The sequence below is a fragment of the Algivirga pacifica genome, from assembly GCF_039543525.1.
In the GTDB taxonomy this organism is placed as follows: Bacteria; Bacteroidota; Bacteroidia; order Cytophagales; family Flammeovirgaceae; genus Algivirga; species Algivirga pacifica.
The window spans coordinates 1-23300 of the sequence record NZ_BAABJX010000046.1 but is presented as its reverse complement, the minus strand read 5'-3'; the positions used below and the strand labels follow the sequence as shown (position 1 = coordinate 23300).

The following is a 23300-nucleotide window of genomic DNA, read 5'->3' as shown; positions in this document are numbered from 1 at the left end:
GCAGGATAGACTTCCTGCATCGCTTTTTTTGTCCCCTGAAAACTGAGAATCAAATGTTTAAATCAAAGAAATGACAAAATATTGAAAGAAGTTGTTTTTCAAACCTCAAAAATCCCTTAGGGATTGCCAAGAAGAATACCTTTGGACGTTGGAATATTGTAGAGTTCTAACTTTTTTTGTGACTTGATTTAGGTTCCTGACCTTTTTGATGGAGCCTGCATTTCCAAGCCCTCTATTTTTTGTGGTTAGGAAGCATTGTAGAAATATAGGATTTAAAGGACTGTTGATACCCTCTCCATGAAACTGTTAGACAAATATCTTATAGGCAAATTTTTTAAGACCTTCTTGTTTGTGGTCTTGCTGCTGAATGTTGTAGTCTGCGTGATTGACTATACAGAGAAATCAGATGATTTCATCAAGCATAATCTTTCTTTTAATGAGATCTTTTTTGACTATTATGTCAATCTTGTGATTCATTGGATGAGCACGCTCAGTCCTATCTCGGTCTTTATTTCCGTGGTCTTTATGACAGCGCGTTTGGCTGCACACTCAGAGGTAATTGCCATTTTAAGTAATGGGGTTAGTTTCTTGCGTTTCCTTCGTCCCTACGTAGTGGGTGCCCTTATTATTGGTGGAGCTGTTTTTTTATTGGTAGGCTGGATTGTTCCTATTTCTTCTAAAGAAAAAGTTTCCTTCGAGGTAAAATACTTGAAACGTCCTTTTTTCTTTAGTGAAAGAGATATCCATATCCGAGTAGATGATTCTACTTATATGTATATTGAAAGCTACAATAACCGTATCAAAAGAGGTTATAAAGCTACCATTGAAACCATCCAAGGCACCGATCTAAAGGAGAAAATCACCGCTCCCCGTATTGAGTGGGACTCTGCCTCTCAAGAATGGGAGATGGACCGTTTTGTCTCTCTGAAATTCAATGAGGACGGTACTCAAACCATGTCCAAAGGGAAAAACCTTAAACGCTCTCTGAATATTGATCCAAAATATTTTGAGAGTAAATACAAGTTGGAAGAAACATTGACCATCAAGGAGCTTAATGATTACATTGATATGGAAATTCAGAGAGGAAACTCCGCCTCTATCAGTGTTTATCAGAATGCCATACACGAACGGTATGCCTATCCTTTTGCAATCATCATCTTGACAGTGATGGGAGTAATCGTTTCTGCTAGAAAAAGTAGGCGAGGTAGTGGGTTCTTGATTGCTATGGGCTTTGTACTAGCCTTTGTCTATATTGTATTAGTGATTATGAGTAGAAGTATTGGGCAAGCTGGAATCATTAACCCTATGATCTCTGCGTGGATGCCTAATATTCTGTTCTTGGCAATCACCTTCATACTATACTTTAAGGTCCCTAAGTAAACTTATAACTAAGTGCTACTTCCAAACGGTTTAAGGAAGAAGGAGTAAGGATTAATAATCATTACCCAGAAGCTTTTATTCCTTTATTCATTGGGTAGTAGTCCCTTTATTTCTGTCAGAAAACTTAGTGTTTGAAGCTCTAAGAGCTTGTTTGGAATACTGATTTAGATAGAGAAAATTTCTATAACCTGTTCAAATTGATTCAAATTTGAGAATAATAGTGGTTCTATTTGTGGAAAATTTGAATCAATTTGAACAGTGATTAGAGGAATTTTCTATCTGAAGACGTATTCCAAACAAGCTCTAAAAGGTGTACTAATAAATTTTAAGAATATATTTGCAGGAGAAAGGTTCTAGAAATCTTTCTCCTTATTTTTTTCACAACCACATACCAAAGTCTCGTACATTTTGTTCATAGAATGAAAGGCTTATTATCTTTTAAACAGCAATGATCAAACAACATTTAAAACTTCACTTTATCGTCTTTATCTGGGGATTTACGGCGATTCTTGGGAAAGAGATATCCGTTGAAGCCACTGAGCTTGTTTTTTACCGAACCGCTATTGCTGCCATAGGGCTAGGAGCGATTATGCTAGCTAGAGGGAAATCTTTAAAGATGCCTCCAAAGGCAGCACTCAAAGTGACCCTTACTGGATTTATTGTAGGCTTCCACTGGATCACTTTTTTTGCAGCAGCCAAACTTTCTGTCAGTGTTTGTCTGGCAGGTATCGCGACGACCTCCCTGTTTACAGCTATTATGGAGCCCCTCTCCAAAAAACAAAAAATCAACCCGCTGGAAATTACTCTGGGGTTGATGGTTATTGTAGGGTTATACGTCATCTTTAAGTTTGAGGTAGATCACTTAACGGCTCTTACGATAGCTTTGGTCTCAGCAGGACTCTCTGCTCTGTTCTCAGTAATTAACAGCCATTTTACCCATAAGTATGAAGCTACACATATCACTTTTTATGAGATGATTGGAGGAGCATTATGTTGTTTGTTAATGATGCCTATTTTCAACCATTATTTTGGAACAGGTGATCAGGTATTGTTCCATGCACTGTCGATGATGGACATTGTGTATCTAGTCATCTTATCATTGGTATGTACTGTATATGCCTTTTATGTAAGTATTGAAATCATGAGATACCTGACGGCTTTCTATGTGAACTTAACCATTAATATGGAGCCAATTTACGGAATCATTATGGCTGCTATTCTTTACAAAGAACATGAGCAAATGTCCTCAGGATTTTATACAGGGACATTGATTATTTTGATGGCAGTAGCCCTTTATCCTGTACTGAAAAGAGTATTCAAACGTAAGCCCATTGCTACGGTTAATAGATAAGAGAAACCCAGCTTTTTTGTTCATGATGTTTAATTGAGCTTCGCTCGTTCATGATGTTTAGTTGAGGAAATTGTTTGTTTACTTTAGTTACTCAACTAAACACTATGAACGAGTGAAGCTCAACTAAACAATATGAACAATAAGTTATTTCTCCCAACGATTGAAGATGATATTAGCCAAAATACGTGGTTCCCAATAGGCAAACTCCGCAAATTCCTGATGCTCCAGATGTTGCAATATATGAGAGATGAGCAGTTCATCGGAGGTGACTTTCTTTTCCAAGAAGTATACCGGGAGGATCGTAAAATAACCTTCAGGATCTTTCACTTCGGTTAAGTCGACAAATTGGTTTACTAATAGGTGTGGCGTTATCCTTGTCTCAGCCATTTCCTTTATTTCAGCACAGGCGATATAAGGATAGTATTTATTACAGAAGAAGTAGTAAAACTTTTGCTGTTCGGCATCCAGTAAAAGTCCTAACATATAACTATAATTAGGTTCTTGCTGAAAGCTTTGAAAATCCAGCAAAGTTAACGGCAACCCCTTTAGGTAATTTTTGAACCGTTCAGGAGCAACCTCTTCCTGTATTTTTCCGTACCCTGAAATAGCTGCCGGAAGTTGTATTATGGTATTCATTTGATGAGTAAGGGTTAATCATTGAGTTACTTTATCGTAACAATATGTGAGTAATAATACACTAATCTTACGGGTTAAACACTGACGAACATTCGATTTATTGATGAACAAACTATTATTTATTATAAACCCTATATCAGGAGCTGCCAAGGGAAAAACTATTGGGAAGTATATAGAAGAGCAATTGCAACAGATGCCCTATACGTATACTATTTGGTTAACAGAACATGAGGGACATGGTGTTACTCTTGCTCAACAAGGGGTAGCACAACAATACGATATCATTGTGGCTGTTGGAGGAGACGGAACAGTGAATGAGGTTGCTCAGGGTATCTTAAATTCTAACGTTCCTCTAGGAATTATCCCTTTAGGATCAGGAAATGGATTAGCCCGACACCTTAAAATCCCTCTGAATGCAAAGGATGCGCTATCAACCATTCTTTCAGCTAGATCTATTATCGCTATAGATACAGCCACCCTCAATGGAAAACCTTTCTTTTGTACTGCAGGCGTAGGGTTTGATGCAGAGATCAGTTATCAGTTTGCCTCTATGCCGGGAAGGGGAATATTGAATTACATCAAGGCAACCCTTTCCTATTTTATAGATGCAACTCCCCAAACATATAGCATAGAGAGTACTAATGGAACAACCTCCCTAAATGCCTATATGGTAACCATAGCCAATGCGGCTCAGTTTGGCAATGATGTCTACATCGCTCCACAAGCTGATATTCGAGATGGACTACTGGATCTAATCGCAATACGCACTTTCAGTAAATGGAAAGTTATCTCTATCTTTACGAAGATACTATTAAGAAGAATTAATCACTCTAAGCATGTATGTTGTCTACAGGAATCTTCATTTACAATAAACAATCTTGAACAACAAGGCTCAAGCATACGAGTACATCGGGATGGAGAACCTGAAACCACTACCCTTCCGATACAGGTGGAGATTCTTCCGGCCTCCTTACAAGTGGTTACTGGAAGGTAGTTTACTTAGTAATCAATTCACTAGCGATAAGAGCTTGTTTGGAATACATCTTCAGATAGAAAATTCCTCTAATCACTGTTCAAATCGACTCAAATTTTCGACAAATAGAACCACTATTATTCTCAAATTTGAATCAATTTGAACAGGTTATAGAAATTTTCTCTATCTAAATCAGTATTCCAAACAAGCTCTAAGCGAATTTAAACATCATTATCCCCCTAAACGCTATGATCCTTTTAGACGAAAAAAATGCTACCGTACAGTTTCATGAACAAGAGGCGTACATTGAGATTTCTCTTACGGGCCTACAACAATTACCGGACTATCAGTTTGCTTATGAACATGCCTTAACTTATGCCAAGATACATCAGGTCAAAAAGTTTTTACTGGATGAAATTGGCGCTGAAGTCCCTAAGAAATGTAGAGTCTGGCTATTTACAGCCTTTCTCCCCAAGATGGTTGGTAAAATGGGGTTGGAATTAGAAGTGGTGATTGTTCGAAAAAATAAAGCACAACTTAGCATAGGGAATCACCTGATCAAAAAAGCCTTTCAGAAGCTAAAACAAGTGTTACACATTGAAGAAACTGAACATAAAGAAGATGGAAAACAGCTTCTATTAAAAGAAAAAAAAATCTAGTCACCATAACCAATAAAGAGCAAACATGCTTCAACTAAAAGATAACTATACCTTCCGTTTTATTAGCGTAGGAATGCTTTCAGGCTTTTCTATTGGCAACCTATTGTCTAAATATATTTTTCAGGTAGCTGATGAGTTTGTGATCAGAAACTCCGTTGTTTTTGTAAGTATGGTCTTACTCTCTATCATTTCACTGGCCACCTACTATTACTTAGAGGAGTTGACTGAAAAAAGACTAAATAGCAAGCAAGTATGGTTCATTGCTTCTGGGGTGAGTATTCTTCTGTTCAGCATGTATTTAACTACTGCATTATTAAAACTGAAAGGATAGGTGATGAAGCGAGTGGTATTGGCTTCCACCCTCAAACCGGTGGACGACAGCAGGATGTATGAAAAATTTGCCTTGACACTTGCATCGGACTATGAGGTTATCGTTTTAGGCTTTCATAAAGCCGATCCCTCTTTCCAACCCCAACACCCACAGGTAAGGTGTATTCCTGTACAAGCGTTCAAGCGTTTTCCTAGATGGCAATCTAACTTCAGGTATCATAACCTTTTTAAGGAATTGAAACCTGACATTCTTATTGTACACACCATCGAACTGCTAGCAGCAGCCTATTATTATAAGCTACAAAATCCCTCTTGTCGACTAGTCTACGATGTACAGGAAAATTATGTATATAACTTCTGGTATAAGTCAGACTATAAAGGAATTAAACGTTACCTGCTTTCTCTGGCAGCTTGGGGAATAGAACAATTGGGCAAGAAACTAATCAATCTCTATACACTAGCGGAAAGTACCTATAAGCAGGAACGCTCTTTTCCTCTAAAGAAAACCCTTGTCCTGGAGAATAAGTATTTCCCTATTCTTCCTGCCCAGAAGGTCAACGTAGACAGCTCCTCAGAAAAGAACTTGCAACTCTTACTTTGCGGAACCTTATCGACAACCTATGGTACCCGAGAAGCTATAGCGCTATGTATACGATTGCATCAAGCAGGCAGTCCTGTTCATTTACATATTATGGGAAGCTGCCATGAACCCTCCTTAATGAATTGGATAGAACAGGTTACTCAAGAATATCCCTTTATTACTTTGGAAGGAGGTGATTCCTTGGTTCCGCATCATCAAATTATTAAAGCAATGCTGCAAAGTCATTATGTACTTCTTCCCTATCCGCCAAATCCCAGTACACAAAACTGTATTCCAACAAAACTCTATGAATGCCTGGCTTTGGGTATTCCCATGATTATACAAGAGAATCCATTATGGAAAAAATTATGTAAACAATATCATGCTGGATTTAGTATTGATTACATCAATACCCCTACACCATCCATTATAGAAACATTAAATATCACCCGGGACTACTACCCTAACGGTCCTATAACAGAAGCCCTATGGAATGAAGAGGGAGAACTATTAAAACAACACATTCAGCAATTAATTTTTGACAAGTAAACTATTCCATGCATTTTTGTGGATCCTTATCAATACAGGAGCTATTTCAATTAACACTTTATGGATTATAGTAGAACCGAAGAGAATTATTTAAAAACCATCTATAAGCTCTCCAATGAAGATGGCTTAGTATCCACCAATGCTCTGGCTGAAGAGTTAAACACTAAGCCAGCCTCTGTTTCAGATATGATTAAAAAATTAGATCTGAAAGCACTGATTCATTATAAAAAATACAGAGGAGTATCCTTGACAGAAGAGGGAAACCTGGTTGCTCTTCGGGTGATCCGGAAACATCGTTTATGGGAAGTTTTTTTGGTAGAAAAACTGAAATTCAATTGGGATGAAGTACACGAAGTCGCTGAACAATTGGAACATATCAAATCCACCCGCATGATTGAGCGATTGGATGAGTTTCTTGGATTCCCTCAGTTTGATCCTCATGGAGACCCTATTCCTGATGAAAATGGGGAGTTTCATAAGGTTCACTCGATTAAGCTATCTGACGGGGAGAAAAGTAAGCGCTTTAAGGTAGTGGCCGTAGATGATAGTAATAGCAGTTTTTTAAGATATCTCGACAAGGCAGGAATCGGCATTGGTGCGGAACTAGAGATATTGGAAATGATTGAATACGATGGTTCTTTAGAAATTTTAATCGACCAGCAGAATAGCCGACTGATTTCTCATCAAGTGGCTGAACATATACTAGTCATTGAATCATTGAGGTAATAAGCTCTAAACATACCACTTATGAAAAATATCAATTTTGACCTATTGAATGACATTGTCACCACTCCCGGAATCCCCGGTTTTGAGCATGCCATTCGCAAAAGAATCATCGAAGAGATCAAGGATGTTGTCGATGAGTATTATACCGATAATATTGGCAACCTGATCACCGTCATCAAGGGAAAAAGAAACCCTGAAGACAAAAAAGTGATGGTCGCTGCTCATATGGATGAGATTGGCTTTATGGTATCCCATATTGATGATAATGGATTTGTAAAATTCATTCCATTAGGAGGTTTTGATCCCAAGACAGTCACTTCCATGCGTGTAATTGTTCATGGCTCTAAAGATCTTATCGGAGTAATGGGCTCCAAGCCTGTTCACTCTATGAGCCCTGAGGAACGCAACAAAGTGGTGAAATTGGATGAGTATTTCATTGACCTAGGGCTGCCTAAAGAAGAAGTAGAACAGTATATCCAACCAGGAAACCCAATCAGCCGTAAGCAAGACCTGATTAAGGTAGGAAATATGCTTAATGGAAAGTCTTTGGATGACCGTATTTGTGTCTATGCGCTGATCGAAACGCTGAAGACCATTAAAAATCCCGCATATGATGTTTATGGAGTATTCACCGTGCAAGAGGAGGTTGGATTAAGAGGGGCTCACGTTGCAGGACATGGCATTGATCCTGATTTTGGTATTGCATTGGACGTAACAGTCGCTAATGACATCCCAGGCATTCCTGCTGAAAAAAAGGTCACTGCTATGGGGAATGGTGTTGCTGTTAAATTATACGATTCAGGGACGATCTGTGATATCCGTATGGTAGAGCATTTAAAAAGATCCGCTTCTCTAGTTGATTTGCCTTTCCAAACAGAAATCTTGCCTGCGGGAGGAACCGACACGGCTGGTATACAGCGAATGGCCAAAAATGGCGCAATAGCGGGAGCACTTTCAGTCCCTATGCGCTACCTTCACCAAACGACCGAAATGGCGCACGAAGAAGATGTAAAAGGAATGGTCACTACGCTGGTGAAAGCGTTGGAGACTATGGATGAGAGTACTTGGGAATACTAATATCAGTTATCAGTTAAGAAACTTATTTAAACGATAAGCAATAACCGATAAACAAAAAATATAAAAACTATGGCTAGACATACCACAGCTACTGGAAATGATTTTCAGGAGCTAAAAAAAGACTTGGAATATCAACTAAAGGGACTAAAGTTTTCTCCTAGAACAGCTGACGTCACTTTACTGACTGCTACAGGAAAGAACGTTCCTGCTAAGGAAATTGGAGAGGTGTTGGATATTATTACGACTCTCCTACCTGATTTGGAATATGACTTTGGTACAGGGACTCATCAGTATGATGATCTTTGTATCTCCATCGAATGGAAGTAATGTTGAATCGTTGAATCGTTGAATTTCACCTTCGGTGAGTTGAATTGAGCTTCGCTCGTTGATTCGAGTTGAATCGTTGATTGATTACTTCTAAATAATTCAGCCAACAATTCAACTCAAATCAACGATTCAACGAGCGAAGCTCAATTCAACGATTCAACAATTATTGGATGTTAAGTTGGTACGGCATGATCGCCTGCACCCCTTTCATCTCTCCCACTAGCTGTGCATTTTCATAGATCTGATAGAAAGGACCTAGCTTTTCTTTCAGTTGTGCTCTTGTATATTGCTCAGCTACATCTTGCATCAGGAGCTCAGCAAAACTTTTCTTTCTAGGATAGTATTGAATATCGTACTCTTCCAGACCAGCACTTTCTGCCGCTAGTTCAACGGCTTTATCTATACCTCCCAACTCATCAACTAAGCCAATCTCTTTGGCTTGTTTTCCAGTCCACACTCTACCTTGAGCATATTCTTTTAGTTTTTCCTGATCCATATTTCTACCTGCTGCGGCCTTAGCGGTAAATGTTTCATAGAAATTATCAACAAACTGCTGTACAATCTCTTGCTCTTTAGGGCTTAGTGCGTCCAATACGGGTGTCATAGAAAACTCGCCTGTAGACACGGTATACGTCTTCATACCTAATTTATCTTCCAATAACTCTTTAGCATTTGGAATAAGGGAGAATACACCAATAGAACCTGTAATGGTATTTGGATAAGCCAAGATCTTATCACAACCCATCGCCATATAATATCCCCCACTAGCCGCTACGTTGGACATAGAAGCGATAATAGGCTTTTTGGTTTTCATCAATTGAATTTCTCTCCACATAATATCAGAAGCCAGTCCACTTCCTCCTGGAGAGTTGATACGCAATACCACTGCCTTTACATTATCATCCTCTCTGAGTTTCTTTAGTTGTGCTGCAACTTTATCACCTCCAATTTGTCCCGGCATTCCCTTTCCGTCAACAATATTTCCTTCACAGGTCAATACTGCAATATGACTTCCTTGGTTCATTTCAGGACCCTCTTCTGGAGCAGCATATTTTTTCACATTTACCAGATAGATTGACTCATCCGTAGACAATCCCAAGTCGGTCTTGATTTTATCTATCGCCTCATCTCTATACCCCACTTTTGTAATCAACTTATAATTTACAGCATCTTCAGGTGTGCGAATTTTGGCATGGTCAGAAGCTTTTTCCAGCATCTTCACCTCCATACCTCTACTCTCAGCGATGCTACTCAGATAAAAGTCATACATTCCGTTTAGATAAGAGGTAATTTGCTCTCGATTGCTTTCAGACATTTCATTATCCAGGAAAGGCTCTACGGCACTCTTATACTTTCCAACTCTAAACACCTGCATCTCTACACCCAACTTGTCCAGGAAGTCTTTATAATAAACAACATTAGCCGTCAAACCATCAAACTCCATAATCCCGGCAGGGTTCAGATAAATCTCATCAGAGACTGATATATACAGGTAAGCGTTTTCAGCAATCATATCGGCATAAGTGTAGATCTTCTTGCCACTTTCCTTGAAGGATAATAAAGCCATACGAATCTCTGTAGCCATTGCTTTTCCTCCCATAAATATTCCTCCATCGATATAGATTGCCTTGATTTTCTCATCTTCTTTGGCGTTATCAATAGCATCCAGGATTTCCTTCATTGTTAAAGGGCTTTTTTCATCGGATTGCAATACCCCTGCAATATTTTCAAAAGGACTCTCATTAGGCACTTCACTGATCGGCACATCTAATGAAAGACGCAAGATAGAGTTATCTTGCAAGATGGCCTTCCCTTTATCGGCACTACCTACCACTGCAATCATCGAAACTCCAAAAATAAATAATATACCCACTGCAGCTAGTACTCCAAACATAGAGCCTAACATACCCTTGATAAAATCAATCATCTTCTACGCTTTTTTATGAATTAATTGGATTAGTAATCTTAAAATAGTTTCTGTTCTTGAATATATTATATTTTAACAGATTTACATCTGTTTACGAAGAGGAATTGAAAAAGTTATTCAGGAGATAAATATTAAAGCATCTTGTACGGCCGCGCCAGTGGCGCGGCCGTACGGGCCCTGTATAAACCTAGAACATCCTAAATGCCAAAAAAGATAACCGTTAAAAAAGAACAATGTTAATAGGTAGAACATCTACAAGTAGGAAATATTCATTATTTTCACAATGCATACTTTTTTACACAAACAAAACCTAAAAAAACAAACATCGTGTTAATATTTTCTACATCTATTTTTGGAGGAGTCTGAAATAAATGCTAATATTGAAAACATAAATAGTGTAAAAATAAGTAACATGGCAAAAAACCAGGAAATATTACTAGCGAAGAATCTTAGATACCTAAGAACCCATATGGACCCAAAACGTAGTCAGGAAGCGTTGGGAGATATGTTGGGTGGAGTGACTCGTAGTGCGATCAGCTCTTATGAAGATGGGCGTGCTGAACCTCGATTAGACCTATTAATCAAAATCGCCGAACTATTCAAAGTAGATGTAGATGATCTACTGACTCAGGACCTGGAAGTGATTCAAGATTCTGAGCTTCGAAAGAAAGAAGATACTGCTAATTATGTTTCTGGTAAGAATCTACGTATCCTTACGGTTCCCACTGAACCTACTAAGGATGAAGACATGATTGTATTGGTACCCGATAAGGCTGCTGCTGGATATACGGCTGGCTTTAAAGATATGGAGTTTATCCAGGATCTGCCTAAGTACCACCTTCCTTTCTTGCCTAAGGGAAAAACTTACCGTGCCTTTGAGATAGCAGGAGATTCCATGTTACCTATTTCATCTGGCTCTATTATCATCGGAGAGTATATTGATGATTGGATGGGATTGAAAGATGGCGAACTCGTTGTTTTGGTAACTAGAAGCCAAGGAGTCGCTTTCAAAAAGCTATACAATCAACTGAACGACAAGAATACCGTATTGCTAAAGTCTACCAATCTTGCATATAAACCTTATGAGGTAGCTGGGGACGATATACAGGAAGTATGGAAATTCTCTGCCTATATCAGCAAGGCCTTCCCTGATGAAGAAAACTTCACGTCTATCTCTGATCTAAAATCAGCGATATGGGAACTGCAAGATCAGGTAAAGGTTTTGGAAGACAAGACAAATGACTGAGTAAACTTATAGCTAAGTACTATTTTGAAACGGTTTAAGGAGGAAGGATAAAGGATTATTCTCTATGAGGCTATTCCTTTATCCTTCTTCCTTTATCCATTTGGAAGTAGTCCCTTACGTCAATCAGAAAACCTAACGCTTTGCATCTATCAATAGATTGCAAAGCTTTATTTTTTTGTGCCCTACCCTACAAGTACTATCTTTGTCCTGATTTTCTATTCGATAATCATATTTTACATCTACTTTATTCCTATTGGAGATATGAGCAGTATAGCAGACAAAAAGAGAAAAGAGAATATCGCTGAATACATCATTCACATCTACGAATCAGAAGAGTTAATTAGAACGTTTGAGTGTGATCTACAGCAAATTGATGAGTACGTTTTAAGCCATCTTCCAGTAGAAAAAGAGGAGCGTGCGCTAATCAAGGAATGGTACGGTGAGCTGATGCAAGAGATGCAAGCAGAAGAGGTAGTAAAGGAAGGACATACCCAAAGGGTTCAAAAAGAAGTGGAAGCACTCACCGCTTTGCATCATACCCTTTTGGAAAAAGAAGACGATTATAAAAAGTTATATGAAGAAGTGAAGCCTTCCATTGATAAAAACATGGCCTTGGCAGAAGGCGTGATTACCAATGAAATCCAAATTTGCCTTAACGGTGTCTATGGATTTAAGCTTTTGCGTATGAGAAACAAAAAAGTAGATCCTGAACTGATGAAACAAGTGGATCACTTTGGTGCGCTTCTATCCTATTTAGCCTTTCGTTTTAGGGAAGCAAGTAAATAAGAACATGTTTGAAACCACATCTTTTGGTATAAAACTCCTCTAATTTTGTCTGAAAAACTCCTGAGTTTCACCAAATAGAACCACTATTCGGCTTAAATCATGATTTTATCAGCCAATTTATAGTAGTTTTCTCCTCAAAATCTGGATTCCAAACATGTTCTAAATGTAAACCTTTTCGATGTAAAGGTCGTTTTAAAATCCGTAAGGAAAGTGAAACCTTAATTAAAATTATATACATGAAACAACTTAACATTCTTACACTTTTTGCTTTACTATTTTTTGGTCTGACTGCAATGAATACTTCTTATGCACAAGAAGTGAAATTCAGAGGTCCTGATTCATCTCCATTGGATATGAGTTACTTGAAGCATAAAGGTGAGGCTCCTGTAGCCAGAGTAATCTATAGCCGTCCACAACAAAAGGACAGAGAAATCTTTGGCAACCTGGTTCCTTATGACCAAGTATGGAGAACAGGCGCTAACGAAGCGACCGAAATCACTTTCTTTAAAGATGTTGTGATCGAAGGGAAAAAAGTAAAAAAAGGAAGCTATAGCCTATTTACAATTCCTGGAAAGGATAAATGGACCATTATCTTAAGCAAGGAGCTACATGTATGGGGAGCTTATACGTATAAAGAAGCCAATGATGCGCTTCGTGTAGAAGTAAAGGCGGAAACAACTGAAAGCCCTGTAGAGTACTTCTCTATGACTTTTGCAGAGAAAGATGAGACTGCTTATCTGGTATTTGCTTGGGAAAATACGATGGTGAAAGTGCCATTCACTTACTAAAATAGTTTGGAGTTATGAGTTAGGAGTCTGGAGATTCGACTCCACACTCCTAACTCCAGACTCCTAACTATTTAGAGTAGTATTTAATCAACCCCTTATTGATATTCTTCACAATAGCAGGTCCCTCATAAATAAACCCGGTATATACCTGTACCAGACAAGCACCCGCTTCCAGCTTTTCAATGGCATCCTCTGCCGTATGAATCCCTCCTACTCCAATAATCTTCAGTGTCTTTCCTGACTTTTCGTATAGATAACGAATCACTTCTGTAGAACGCTCTTTTACGGGCTTTCCACTCAGTCCTCCGGCACCAATTTCGTCAATTGTTGATTGAGGTGTTTTCAATCCCTCTCTTGAAATTGTTGTGTTCGTAGCAATCACACCATCGATTTTTGTATCACTTACGATATCGATGATATCATCCAACTGGCTTTCTGTTAAATCCGGAGCGATTTTTAGAAGAATTGGCTTAGGCTTCTTAGTCTCTTTATTTTTTACTTGCAAAGCATTCAATAGGGCTGTTAACGGCTCCTTATCCTGTAATGCTCTTAGGTTAGGTGTATTCGGTGAACTTACGTTGACGGTAAAGTAATCTACGTAGTCGTAAAGCGCATCAAAGCATTTCTCATAGTCTGAGATCGCCTCTTCGTTAGGGGTCACTTTATTCTTACCAATATTCCCCCCTACCAATACCTTACTTTTACGTTCTTTCAGATGCTTAACGGCTGCTTCTACTCCTTCGTTATTAAAACCCATACGGTTGATCAATCCTTCATCCTCTACTACTCGGAAGATTCTAGGCTTATCATTTCCCGGTTGTCCTATCGGAGTCAGTGTACCGATCTCGATAAAGCCAAATCCAAAGTTAGACAACTCATCAATCATTTTTGCCTCCTTATCAAAGCCGGCGGCTAAACCTACTGGAGAAGGGAACTTCAACCCGAAAACTTCTTTTTCCAACAGTGGGTGCTTGACGTTATACATGCCTTTGGCTATACTGCTGGTACCCGGTATCTCGAAGATTTTTTTTAGCAAATCGGCCGTATAAAGGTGAATTTGCTCTGGATCTCCCTTGAAAAACAGCGGACGGATGAGTGATTTGTACATTGCTTTAATATTAGTTGTTTTTATCGTTGGTTGAAAGCTTCTTCCTTATACCAGAATTCTTGGTTCAGGTAGGAAAATTCGCTTAGAAAACCCTAAATTTGCGCAAATTTACAACTATCCCTTGGTTTCTTCCAATTTAATCAAGAATTATCCGAGTTGGAATGAGACAAATCAGGGTTTTTATATGAATTCAATAGGCTATAAAAGATGAAAGAGCTGGAAAATATATCACTGGACGATTATCACTTTGACCTCCCAAACGAGCGAATTGCCAAGTTCCCAAAGGAGCAAAGGGACATGTCACAGTTACTGCAATATCAAAATGGCACGATCAGTCACCATATATTCAAGGACATTCCTTCTATTCTACCGAATGACCACCTGATCGTATTTAACAATACCAAGGTACTTCCGGCAAGGCTTTACTTTAAGAAAGAAACAGGTGCCATCATTGAGATTTTCCTTTTCAACCCGGTGAGACCTTCCAATGATATTTCTGCCGCCATGCTGGCTGAAAGCGGTGCGGTATGGAGCTGTACCATAGGAAACCTAAAACGTTGGAAAGATGCCCCTCTTCAAACACAAATCACCGTAGAAGGTGTAGAGGTGATCTTTACGGCTACCCTTATCGACCGTGAGCAAAAGCTCGTGCAGTTTGAGTGGGACAAGCCACAGTTTCATTTTGTGGATATTGTGAGTGCGGCAGGAGAAACGCCTCTTCCTCCTTACCTTAAGAGAGAAGCGACAGAACAGGATCGTTCGACCTATCAAACGGTATACAGTAAAAAAGAGGGCGCCGTTGCTGCTCCTACTGCGGGGCTTCACTTTACGGAAGAAGTGATTGAGCAGCTTCGTCAAAACGGTAATAAAACCGAGGAGGTTACGCTACACGTCAGTGCCGGAACCTTTAAGCCTGTAACAGCAGATAAAGTGGTAGACCATGATATGCACAATGAGCAGGTCATTATCCGAAAAGAAGTAATTGCTTCTTTGGCCAATGCTCAAAAGGTCGCCTGCGTAGGGACTACCTCTATGCGTACCTTGGAAAGCTTATACTGGTTCGGGGTAAGACTCATCCAGCAAGGTACAGAGGCAACCTTTGATATTCAGAAACTAGAGCCCTACCAGGAGCATGGGGAGTTGCCTAACCGAACCACTTGTATGCAGGCTATTCTGGAGTATATGGATTCTAAAGAGCTGGAAGAGATCAATGGGGAGACCTCCATCTTTATTATGCCAGGGTATGACTTTAAAGTGGTCAACACCTTAATTACCAACTTCCATTTACCTTCTACCACGTTGGTATTGCTGATCGCCGCCTTTGTAGGAGAAGATTGGAGAAAGATCTATCAAGCTGCATTGGATAATGATTATCGTTTCCTCAGCTATGGGGACTCCTCGATCTTGTTTAGGGGATAAGCATTCAAGGGAAATACTTATGCGGGCAGCGTGAGCCTGCCTGCTAAGGGTATATTAAACGTATAGTATTCGTTTAATATACCTTTTTTTGTGTGGGGTGTTTTACCTTATGGATAAGGTTATTGATAAAGTACAATATCAAAGGAATCATAGGATTACTTATAAGGGTTTTAGCGTTGTCTTCCAAAGATTATTTTGCAATAATTTGAGTTGTGATTAAGTTGGAGAAGGGATTGATGAAAGGAGAATAAAAGCAATGTTCTTTTATTTCTTATTATTTAAGGATGAAAACCATTAGTGGCTTTTATCAAATTGTTAACAAAGATTGAAAATACCCTGATCGGGGATCTGAAATCATAAAACTATTCTGTATGAATTGATTACATTAATAAAGAACTAATCCAAGTTATTAATCTAGAAAGCAATAATTATGATACGACTTACTAGAATTAGTTTTTTGGCTTTAGTTGTTTTAATCACTTCATGCGATGTATACCATTTAAAAGATCAATAATATGAGAACACGAATTCTCCTTTTTTCAATCTTTTCCCTGACTATATTTAGCTCGCAAGCACAGGACAAGCCCAATATTGTGATTGTTTTCATGGACAACTTTGGTTGGGGTGAACCAGGCTTCAACGGTGGTGGAATAACCAGGGGAGCGCCAACTCCACGGATGGACAAGCTTGCCGATGAAGGAATGAGGCTTACCAACTTCAATGTTGAAGTGCAATGCACGCCCTCACGTTCAGCAATAATGACAGGTCGCTATGCTATCCGCAGCGGAAATGGTACTGTGCCTCTAGGCGAAGGGGTTTACGGATTAGTTCAATGGGAAGTAACCATGGCAGAAATGCTATCTAACAATGGTTATGCTACAGGCATGTTCGGAAAATGGCACCTAGGTCGCACCAAAGGTCGCTTTCCTACAGATCAGGGTTTCGATGAATGGTATGGGGTTCCCAATTCTACAGACGAATCTACCTACTCATCACTTGAAGGCTTTTCACAAAGTGGAGTGCCTGAAACTTATGTCATGAGCTCTGTAAAAGGTGAAGAACCAAAAAAAGTTAGGCCCTACACATTGGATTATCGTCCTCTGATAGATCGTGACCTGACGGATAAAGCCAAGGAATTCATGACTAAAAGTGTAGAAGAAAACAAGCCATTCTTTCTTTATCTTCCTTACACAGCCACCCATTTTCCCACGATGCCTCATCCAGATTTTAAAGACAAATCTGGACATGGTGCTTGGGCAGATCTGTTGATGCAAATAGATAGCTATTTAGGTGAACTTCAAGACAAGGTAGATGAACTAGGGGTAACTGATAAAACCCTCTTTATTTTCACGGCTGATAATGGACCTGAGGCAGTGGGGTACAATAGTACTAACCTAACTGTTGAAACATCCATGCAAGGTTCGGCTGGTCCATGGCGAGGAACACTGTTTACAGGTTTTGAAGGTGGACTACGCGTACCTTTTGTAATGAAATGGCCAGGGAAAATTAAAGCAGGATACTCAAGCGATGAAATTGTCCATGTCATGGATTTATTCCCGACAATAGGAGCTATTACAAAAAGCGACATTCCACAAGATCGTATAATTGATGGAATTGACATGAGCGATTTCTTTTTAGGCAAGACAGATAAGTCCGGAAGAGATGGGTTTATCGTTTATATGGGTAATGACATTTTTGGCGTCAAGTGGAAAAACTGGAAACTCCATTTTGAAGAACAAGATGCCTGGAACAGCATTAAAAACACTTATACCATGCCTAGGGTGTATAACTTATATGATGATCCACAAGAACGTAATAATGTACTTTTCCCTCATACCTGGGTTCCTAAAGCAGCACTGCCCCAATTAGAGGAGCATATCATATCATTGAAAGAAAATCCACCTATTCCAACCGGACAAAGTGATCCCTATGAGCCAAAATAAAACCGTATAAAATATACTGAAAGCCTTATTTGATATTGTAGAGAAGAGTTAGGTGGAAAAGTAAAAATTGAGATAGAATTATAAATTACGCTAAAATTGGCTAGAACAATATCTATACGATCTTTCATGTTGCGATTCTTGATTATTTGTCTTCATTTGGATACATTTGTTTATGTACAAGATTGAAAAGTCAGAGACTTTCGACAAATGGTTTAGAAAGCTGAAAGACAAAAGAGCAAAGGCTAAGATCCTATTTCGGATTCAACGTATAGAGGATTCGGGGAATTTTGGAGATTGTGAACCAGTTGGAGAGGGAATCAGCGAATTACGTATCCATTATGCCAAAGGGTATCGGGTGTATATTAAAGAGCACAATGGTACAATTGTTATCTTATTGAATGGTGGCGATAAGTCAACGCAACCAAAGGATATCAAGAAGGCTAAAGAAATATGGAAATCATATAACCTGTAAAGACATGAAAGAATCCATCACAAAATTTGATATAGCCGACTATCTCGATGATGACGAGATGATGGCTGAATACCTAAATACGGTATTAGAAGAAGGAGATAGCCAGGAAATTATCTCTGCATTAGGACATATTGCAAAAGCGATTGGTATGTCTAAAATAGCAGAAGATACGGGTTTGAGTAGAACAAGTTTGTACAAAGCACTATCTGAGGGAAGTAAACCTCAATTTGATACCATATTGAAAGTAGTTAGGGCTGTTGGGGGAAATCTACATTTGCCAAACGCCTCATAATAAATACCTAACACTGTATAGCTCCCATAGCTTCCTTTCAGTCAGCTACGGGAGCTATACTTAGCATTGTATACCATTAGAATGAATAAAAAGGAACTCTATACAAAAGTTGATAAAATACTTTGGGACGAATGGGACCCAATTGGTGTGAATGATTACGGTGGACCAGACGATGAGTATCGTGGCTATGTTCCTTCAATTATCAAACTTTTAGAAGAAAATGCATATGAATCGAAAATTGCCAATTTGCTTCATCAACATGCAAATGTCAATATGGGACTTTCATCCAAACTGGCAGATCATCTTGAAATTGCCACGAAACTGAAAACATTGACTGAATAATATATGAGTTGGAATATTATACTTGCTGCATTCAACTCATAAATAAAACATTTTAGTCTCCATTTAGAGGATGAAATTTTATATAAAATGATACTATGAAACGGGAAATGGACAGAGGTTTAAATATTGACTCAAGTCAGACAACAGAGAAGTTTCTTCATCTTTCAAAAGAAGTAATTGAATTCTTGATAGAAAATTTGATAAAACTGCATGAGTTAGAGCAAGAAATATTTGAAAGAAGTCAGAAATTACAAAATCCAGCAGAACCAAATCAATTGCAAGCAGGTGAAAAAGAGTTATGGGATGAATACAAAAAAAGACATGGAGAATTAATCTCTGCTTTCAGTATGTCATCCAATATGGAACGTGGTTCTTCTTTTGGTAAACCCACTAAGTATGAATATTTATTAAACCCTGATACCAAATTTTTATTTATCATGAAATCAGCCCTAAAAGCTGTTGTAGAAACTCAATATGAAGAGGGTATCATTAGAAAAGACCAGTTTATCTTAAAAAAGGATAAGGACGGTTGGAAGGTTAATTCAAAAAAATACGGTTTTCTAAATGACTCAACTTGGTATAAAGATGAACTTTAGTGAAAAGCTTACTTCCAACATTTAAATGAAAGGTGAATTAACATGTTAGTTGTATTGATAATTTGTACGGTTCTGACCGTGATCTTAACGGTTTTACCATTATCAAAACAAACGCATTGGGTGGTAAGAAGTATGGACTTTCCGAGATTGCAGATAGTGATCTTGATCGTATTCTTATTGGTCGCAATCATTTTTTTTCTCGATGAGCAATTACCCCTTACTTTAATATTGATTGCTGCCAATGTCCTCTGTCTAATTTGGCAGTTATGGTGGATATTGCCTTATACCATATTTTGGCGACAAGAGGTGAAACTTTCCAAGGAAGATCACCCAAAACGGAATCTCAGTATTATCACATTTAATGTGCTTACACCTAACAGGAACGCTGAAGCATTGATTGAACTGGTTAATAAACACCAGCCAGATATTCTTGTAACGCTGGAGTCAGATCAATGGTGGGAAAATCAACTCAGGGTTTTGGAAGCAGATATGCCCTATACGGTGAAATATCCACTTGACAATCTTTATGGAATGCACGTCTATTCAAGATTAGCATTACATGATCAAGAAATTAAATTCTTAGTTGAGGAAGATGTTCCCTCCATACATGCATCCATAGAATTACAAACTGGTGACAAGGTTCGTGCTCATTTTCTCCATCCAGCTCCACCTAGCCCAACAGAAAATACCGAATCTGCCGAACGGGATGCTGAATTAATTGTCATTGCACGTAGTGTCGAGAAGAGTAATCAACCGGTTCTAGTTACTGGAGATCTCAATGACGTGGCCTGGTCTTCGACCACTCGCCTTTTTCGTAAGATAAGTGGCCTGCTTGATCCACGTATCGGTAGAGGGATGTTCAATACTTTCCATGCAAAGTACCCATTTTTAAGATGGCCACTGGACCACTTATTTCATAGTGATCATTTCACCCTGCGGTCTATTCAGCGACTACCATCTATTGGATCCGATCACTTTCCTCTTTTCACATCACTTGCTTTCACTCCAACAAAAGGAGCAACTCAAGAGGGTATTGAAGCTGATGCTGAGGACTATAATAGGACAAAAGAAATCACTAATAAAAAAGGGGTAAATGTAGATGATGTCCCTAAGCCTAATGAAAAATTGTAATAGAACATTTGGGAGAAACTATCAAGTCCACTACTAATCCGATGATCAAGAAGTATTCTATTTGAATTTAATCAAGAAAGGATTAGCTTTAAAATGAGGAAAAAACAACGTTTACCCGTTTGAACTCTCATCTCTTTATATATTTTTTCGACATATTATAAACCACTTGATTATGAACCCAAATCAAACCGATAACTACAATCAATACACCATTAAGAGCGAAGCAGATAAAGCAATTAATACCCTAAAGGGGCTATTGGGGGGAATTGCTATTGATGGTATTATTGAAGACCAGGAACTCGTTGAGCTACAAGAATGGTGTGTATCGAATAACACATTAGCGAAGCGTAAGCCATTCAAGGAGTTTTTTGACTATATACAAGAGCTTGTTAAGACCAAGGATGATCGCCCAGAGATCATTCAGGATGTACAGTGGCTGTGCAATCAAGTACAAGGAAATAGCAAATACTATGATCGCATCACAGCAAAACTTCAACTATTGGAAGGGCTTTGTCATGGTATCTTGGCGGATGGTAAGATTACGGATCAGGAAATCTTAGGGTTGCAAAAATGGTTAGACACCGATGAGGAACTGCTGACTTATTACCCTTACGATGAAATGAAGAGCTTACTGCTCTCTATCTTATCGGATGGCATTATTGAAAAGTCTGAAAGAGATATGCTAACCGCCTTTCTATTACAATTTGTCAAAATCACTAATAGTAATATCTCTGATGAACTAAAACACAACACTTTTGATATCAATATCTTCAGTATTTGTACCCACGATCCATTTGTGGAATTCGAAGGGAAAACATTCTGTCTTACAGGTAGATCAGATCAATTCACAAAGGAACAATTCCAACAGTTAGTAGAAGAAATGGGTGGGTATTATTCCAGTGAATTTAATGGTCAAGTAGATTACCTGATTGTTGCCGATGGAGGAAATTCCAATTGGGCATTCTCATGTTATGGCAGAAAAGTGGAGTCTGCCATGAAAATGAGAGAGAAGGGAAATACGGTGAGTATTATGCATGAATATGATTTTTTGGATCATTGTGAGGGGGAAACATGAATCACCCCATATTAACAAATGGCTTAGCTTTCTGAGAATTCATCCCTTTACAGCTATCTCAAAAGCCCTTTATGAGCTTCTTCATTTTTTCCTTGATGAAAAAACGAAGCAAAAAAATCAAGGCTTTGAAGAATTTGCCTAATTTCTAATCGCAAAAGCTAAAAATTCCAAACTCGCTGCGCTCAAACAATGGAATTTTCTTAACGCTTTTACGATTAAAAATTTTAACGGCAATTCTTCAAGGCCATTTTTAGATATATAAAGGCACTTTTTAAAGAAAAAAATATGAGCCACCCCTTAAATGTTAATATGGGATAACTCATCTTCCCAACGTAACGGATTGTTGCTTATATATTCTGTGATACGTTGATAGGCATTTTAAACCAATCTAAAACTAAATGAAATCGGCAAATGGTCTGACACCTGTCCGAAGGATTCCAATACCTCCCATCCTACAGGTTCAATCTTATCTTTATTATAAAATATAAAATCCAATAACTCATAAGGTGCATCTGAAGGATAGGTCAATACCTCTTTGTCTTCCGCAAACTCTTTCGGAATGGCACTTTCTATCGTTTTATCGGATAGGAACAGTTCAATCGCAGCTTCCTCATAAGCGGGATCACTATTAAAATCACCCACCATCAATACAGGATAGTCCCTGGCGTATCGTTTAAATAAACTGTGTAAGTAACTGATCTGATTATAACGTGTCTCTTTGATAAATGCTTCTGTATGTACATTGATCAAAATAACCTCTTTCTCCTGTAGCTTCAGCTTTGTAACCTGCGCTAAACGACTAAGATACATCTGTCGATAGTAGAAGGGGCGGTCCTTGACCTCTTCCAAAACAATCCGATCCTGAAAAGTTATAGGGTATTTACTTAATATAGATTGCCCTGAGAGCATTTTCCCAAAATGGACAGAAGGAGGGAAATAAGGGAACGGGACATATTGCTTATCCCAGTTTACGGCTAGTGCTCCATGTCCCATTTGCAGGTGATTGATGAGTTCCATATGCTGGTTAACCCGATAAGATCGCTTACTATCAAAATCTACCTCCTGTAAAGCGATAATATCCGCATCTTGCTCTTTAAAGTATTTCTTGGCACGTTCCAAGTGCCTATCATACATTTTCTTAGATGGACGAACATTTAAATTATTCGTCATACCTGACAAGTAGCCAATATTATAGGAGATGATTTTAAAGGTATCTCCGTGCGCTGAAGGAGATGGGAAAGGATATTGCTCTAAACGGGCATAATCGTCACTGCTGAGGGTAGGTGATTTGGCCCACCAGTAAAAGCTTCCTACTCCCAAGGCCAGGAGATCAAGCGCCCAGAAGCTATTGCGAAGAACTTTTTTGAGTTTCATAGTAATATGGGTTAGGTAATGAATTTGTTCATATTGTTTAATTGAGCTTCGCTCGTTCATAATGTTTAGTTGAGGCTCTTAATTCACTCTGATTAGTTGAGCTTCGCTCGCTCATGACGTTTAGTTGAGACTCTTAATTTCATTCTGAATAACTGAGCTTTCGCTCATTGAAAATTTTGATTTAAGATATTCGTTCTAAGGCGCTATCTTTAT

24 protein-coding genes are annotated in these 23300 nt (G+C 38.6%); 20 read left to right on the top strand and 4 right to left on the bottom strand.

The window, feature by feature from the left end:
- Positions 1-297 precede the first annotated feature (297 nt).
- Complete coding sequence (locus ABD985_RS15485; RefSeq protein ID WP_345373266.1) at positions 298-1380, top strand: LptF/LptG family permease; 1083 nt, start codon at positions 298-300, stop codon at positions 1378-1380.
- A 448-nt stretch (positions 1381-1828) separates the two neighbouring features.
- The gene (locus tag ABD985_RS15480; protein ID WP_345373264.1) at positions 1829-2731 is read left to right on the top strand and encodes a DMT family transporter; all 903 of its coding nucleotides are present in this window, start codon (positions 1829-1831) and stop codon (positions 2729-2731) included.
- A 144-nt stretch (positions 2732-2875) separates the two neighbouring features.
- Here the strand turns inward: ABD985_RS15480 and ABD985_RS15475 are convergent, their stop codons facing one another.
- On the bottom strand, positions 2876-3367 hold the full coding sequence (locus ABD985_RS15475) for a hypothetical protein (protein ID WP_345373262.1): 492 nt from the start codon (positions 3365-3367) through the stop codon (positions 2876-2878).
- A 103-nt stretch (positions 3368-3470) separates the two neighbouring features.
- Between ABD985_RS15475 and ABD985_RS15470 the strand changes: the two genes are divergently transcribed.
- From ABD985_RS15470 to ABD985_RS15440, 7 genes are all read left to right on the top strand, one after another.
- Complete coding sequence (locus tag ABD985_RS15470; RefSeq protein WP_345373260.1) at positions 3471-4361, top strand: diacylglycerol/lipid kinase family protein; 891 nt, start codon at positions 3471-3473, stop codon at positions 4359-4361.
- A 227-nt stretch (positions 4362-4588) separates the two neighbouring features.
- Positions 4589-4999, top strand: coding sequence for a hypothetical protein (locus ABD985_RS15465; protein WP_345373258.1), 411 nt, complete (start codon positions 4589-4591; stop codon positions 4997-4999).
- Positions 5000-5024: 25 nt separating this feature from the next.
- On the top strand, positions 5025-5330 hold the full coding sequence (locus ABD985_RS15460; protein ID WP_345373256.1) for a hypothetical protein: 306 nt from the start codon (positions 5025-5027) through the stop codon (positions 5328-5330).
- Between the two features lie 3 nt (positions 5331-5333).
- Positions 5334-6458, top strand: a complete 1125-nt coding sequence (locus tag ABD985_RS15455) for a glycosyltransferase family protein (protein WP_345373254.1) — start codon at positions 5334-5336, stop codon at positions 6456-6458.
- Positions 6459-6518: 60 nt separating this feature from the next.
- Positions 6519-7184 carry a metal-dependent transcriptional regulator gene (locus tag ABD985_RS15450; protein WP_345373252.1) on the top strand — a complete coding sequence of 222 codons (666 nt, stop codon included), beginning with the start codon at positions 6519-6521 and terminating at the stop codon, positions 7182-7184.
- Between the two features lie 21 nt (positions 7185-7205).
- Positions 7206-8261 carry a M42 family metallopeptidase gene (locus ABD985_RS15445; protein ID WP_345373250.1) on the top strand — a complete coding sequence of 352 codons (1056 nt, stop codon included), beginning with the start codon at positions 7206-7208 and terminating at the stop codon, positions 8259-8261.
- 69 nt (positions 8262-8330) lie between these two features.
- Positions 8331-8588, top strand: coding sequence for a hypothetical protein (locus ABD985_RS15440; protein ID WP_345373248.1), 258 nt, complete (start codon positions 8331-8333; stop codon positions 8586-8588).
- A gap of 163 nt (positions 8589-8751) precedes the next feature.
- On the opposite strand, the gene sppA is transcribed toward ABD985_RS15440, so the two are convergent.
- The gene (gene sppA, locus ABD985_RS15435; RefSeq protein WP_345373246.1) at positions 8752-10515 is read right to left on the bottom strand and encodes a signal peptide peptidase SppA; all 1764 of its coding nucleotides are present in this window, start codon (positions 10513-10515) and stop codon (positions 8752-8754) included.
- 412 nt (positions 10516-10927) lie between these two features.
- Between sppA and ABD985_RS15430 the strand changes: the two genes are divergently transcribed.
- From ABD985_RS15430 to ABD985_RS15420, 3 genes are all read left to right on the top strand, one after another.
- Positions 10928-11761: an XRE family transcriptional regulator gene (locus tag ABD985_RS15430; RefSeq protein ID WP_345373244.1), complete on the top strand. Its 834-nt coding sequence runs from the start codon at positions 10928-10930 to the stop codon at positions 11759-11761.
- Positions 11762-12022: 261 nt separating this feature from the next.
- Positions 12023-12547 (top strand): DUF4924 family protein, encoded by a 525-nt coding sequence (locus ABD985_RS15425; RefSeq protein WP_345373242.1) that lies wholly within the window; start codon positions 12023-12025, stop codon positions 12545-12547.
- A gap of 236 nt (positions 12548-12783) precedes the next feature.
- Entirely contained in the window at positions 12784-13335 is a 552-nt protein-coding gene (locus tag ABD985_RS15420; protein WP_345373240.1) for a DUF2911 domain-containing protein, read from the top strand.
- Positions 13336-13402: 67 nt separating this feature from the next.
- Here the strand turns inward: ABD985_RS15420 and ABD985_RS15415 are convergent, their stop codons facing one another.
- Entirely contained in the window at positions 13403-14443 is a 1041-nt protein-coding gene (locus tag ABD985_RS15415; protein ID WP_345373238.1) for a quinone-dependent dihydroorotate dehydrogenase, read from the bottom strand.
- A 207-nt stretch (positions 14444-14650) separates the two neighbouring features.
- Here ABD985_RS15415 and ABD985_RS15410 point away from each other — a divergent pair, with 207 nt between their 5' ends.
- The 8 genes from ABD985_RS15410 (at position 14651) to ABD985_RS15375 (ending at position 21713) form a co-directional block, all read left to right on the top strand.
- A complete protein-coding gene (locus ABD985_RS15410) occupies positions 14651-15862 on the top strand; it encodes an S-adenosylmethionine:tRNA ribosyltransferase-isomerase (protein WP_345373236.1) in 1212 nt (403 codons plus the stop codon).
- 515 nt (positions 15863-16377) lie between these two features.
- Positions 16378-17805, top strand: a complete 1428-nt coding sequence (locus tag ABD985_RS15405) for an arylsulfatase (protein WP_345373234.1) — start codon at positions 16378-16380, stop codon at positions 17803-17805.
- A 172-nt stretch (positions 17806-17977) separates the two neighbouring features.
- On the top strand, positions 17978-18277 hold the full coding sequence (locus ABD985_RS15400; protein WP_345373231.1) for a type II toxin-antitoxin system RelE/ParE family toxin: 300 nt from the start codon (positions 17978-17980) through the stop codon (positions 18275-18277).
- A gap of 4 nt (positions 18278-18281) precedes the next feature.
- Positions 18282-18569, top strand: a complete 288-nt coding sequence (locus tag ABD985_RS15395; RefSeq protein WP_345373229.1) for an addiction module antidote protein — start codon at positions 18282-18284, stop codon at positions 18567-18569.
- An 81-nt stretch (positions 18570-18650) separates the two neighbouring features.
- Complete coding sequence (locus ABD985_RS15390; RefSeq protein WP_345373228.1) at positions 18651-18911, top strand: hypothetical protein; 261 nt, start codon at positions 18651-18653, stop codon at positions 18909-18911.
- Between the two features lie 95 nt (positions 18912-19006).
- Positions 19007-19507 carry a hypothetical protein gene (locus tag ABD985_RS15385; RefSeq protein ID WP_345373226.1) on the top strand — a complete coding sequence of 167 codons (501 nt, stop codon included), beginning with the start codon at positions 19007-19009 and terminating at the stop codon, positions 19505-19507.
- Positions 19508-19549: 42 nt separating this feature from the next.
- Positions 19550-20638 carry an endonuclease/exonuclease/phosphatase family protein gene (locus tag ABD985_RS15380; RefSeq protein ID WP_345373224.1) on the top strand — a complete coding sequence of 363 codons (1089 nt, stop codon included), beginning with the start codon at positions 19550-19552 and terminating at the stop codon, positions 20636-20638.
- A 172-nt stretch (positions 20639-20810) separates the two neighbouring features.
- Positions 20811-21713, top strand: a complete 903-nt coding sequence (locus tag ABD985_RS15375; RefSeq protein WP_345373223.1) for a BRCT domain-containing protein — start codon at positions 20811-20813, stop codon at positions 21711-21713.
- Positions 21714-22091: 378 nt separating this feature from the next.
- Here ABD985_RS15375 and ABD985_RS15370 read toward each other — a convergent pair whose 3' ends face one another.
- Positions 22092-23087 (bottom strand): endonuclease/exonuclease/phosphatase family protein, encoded by a 996-nt coding sequence (locus tag ABD985_RS15370; RefSeq protein WP_345373221.1) that lies wholly within the window; start codon positions 23085-23087, stop codon positions 22092-22094.
- Positions 23088-23300: the final 213 nt, after the last annotated feature.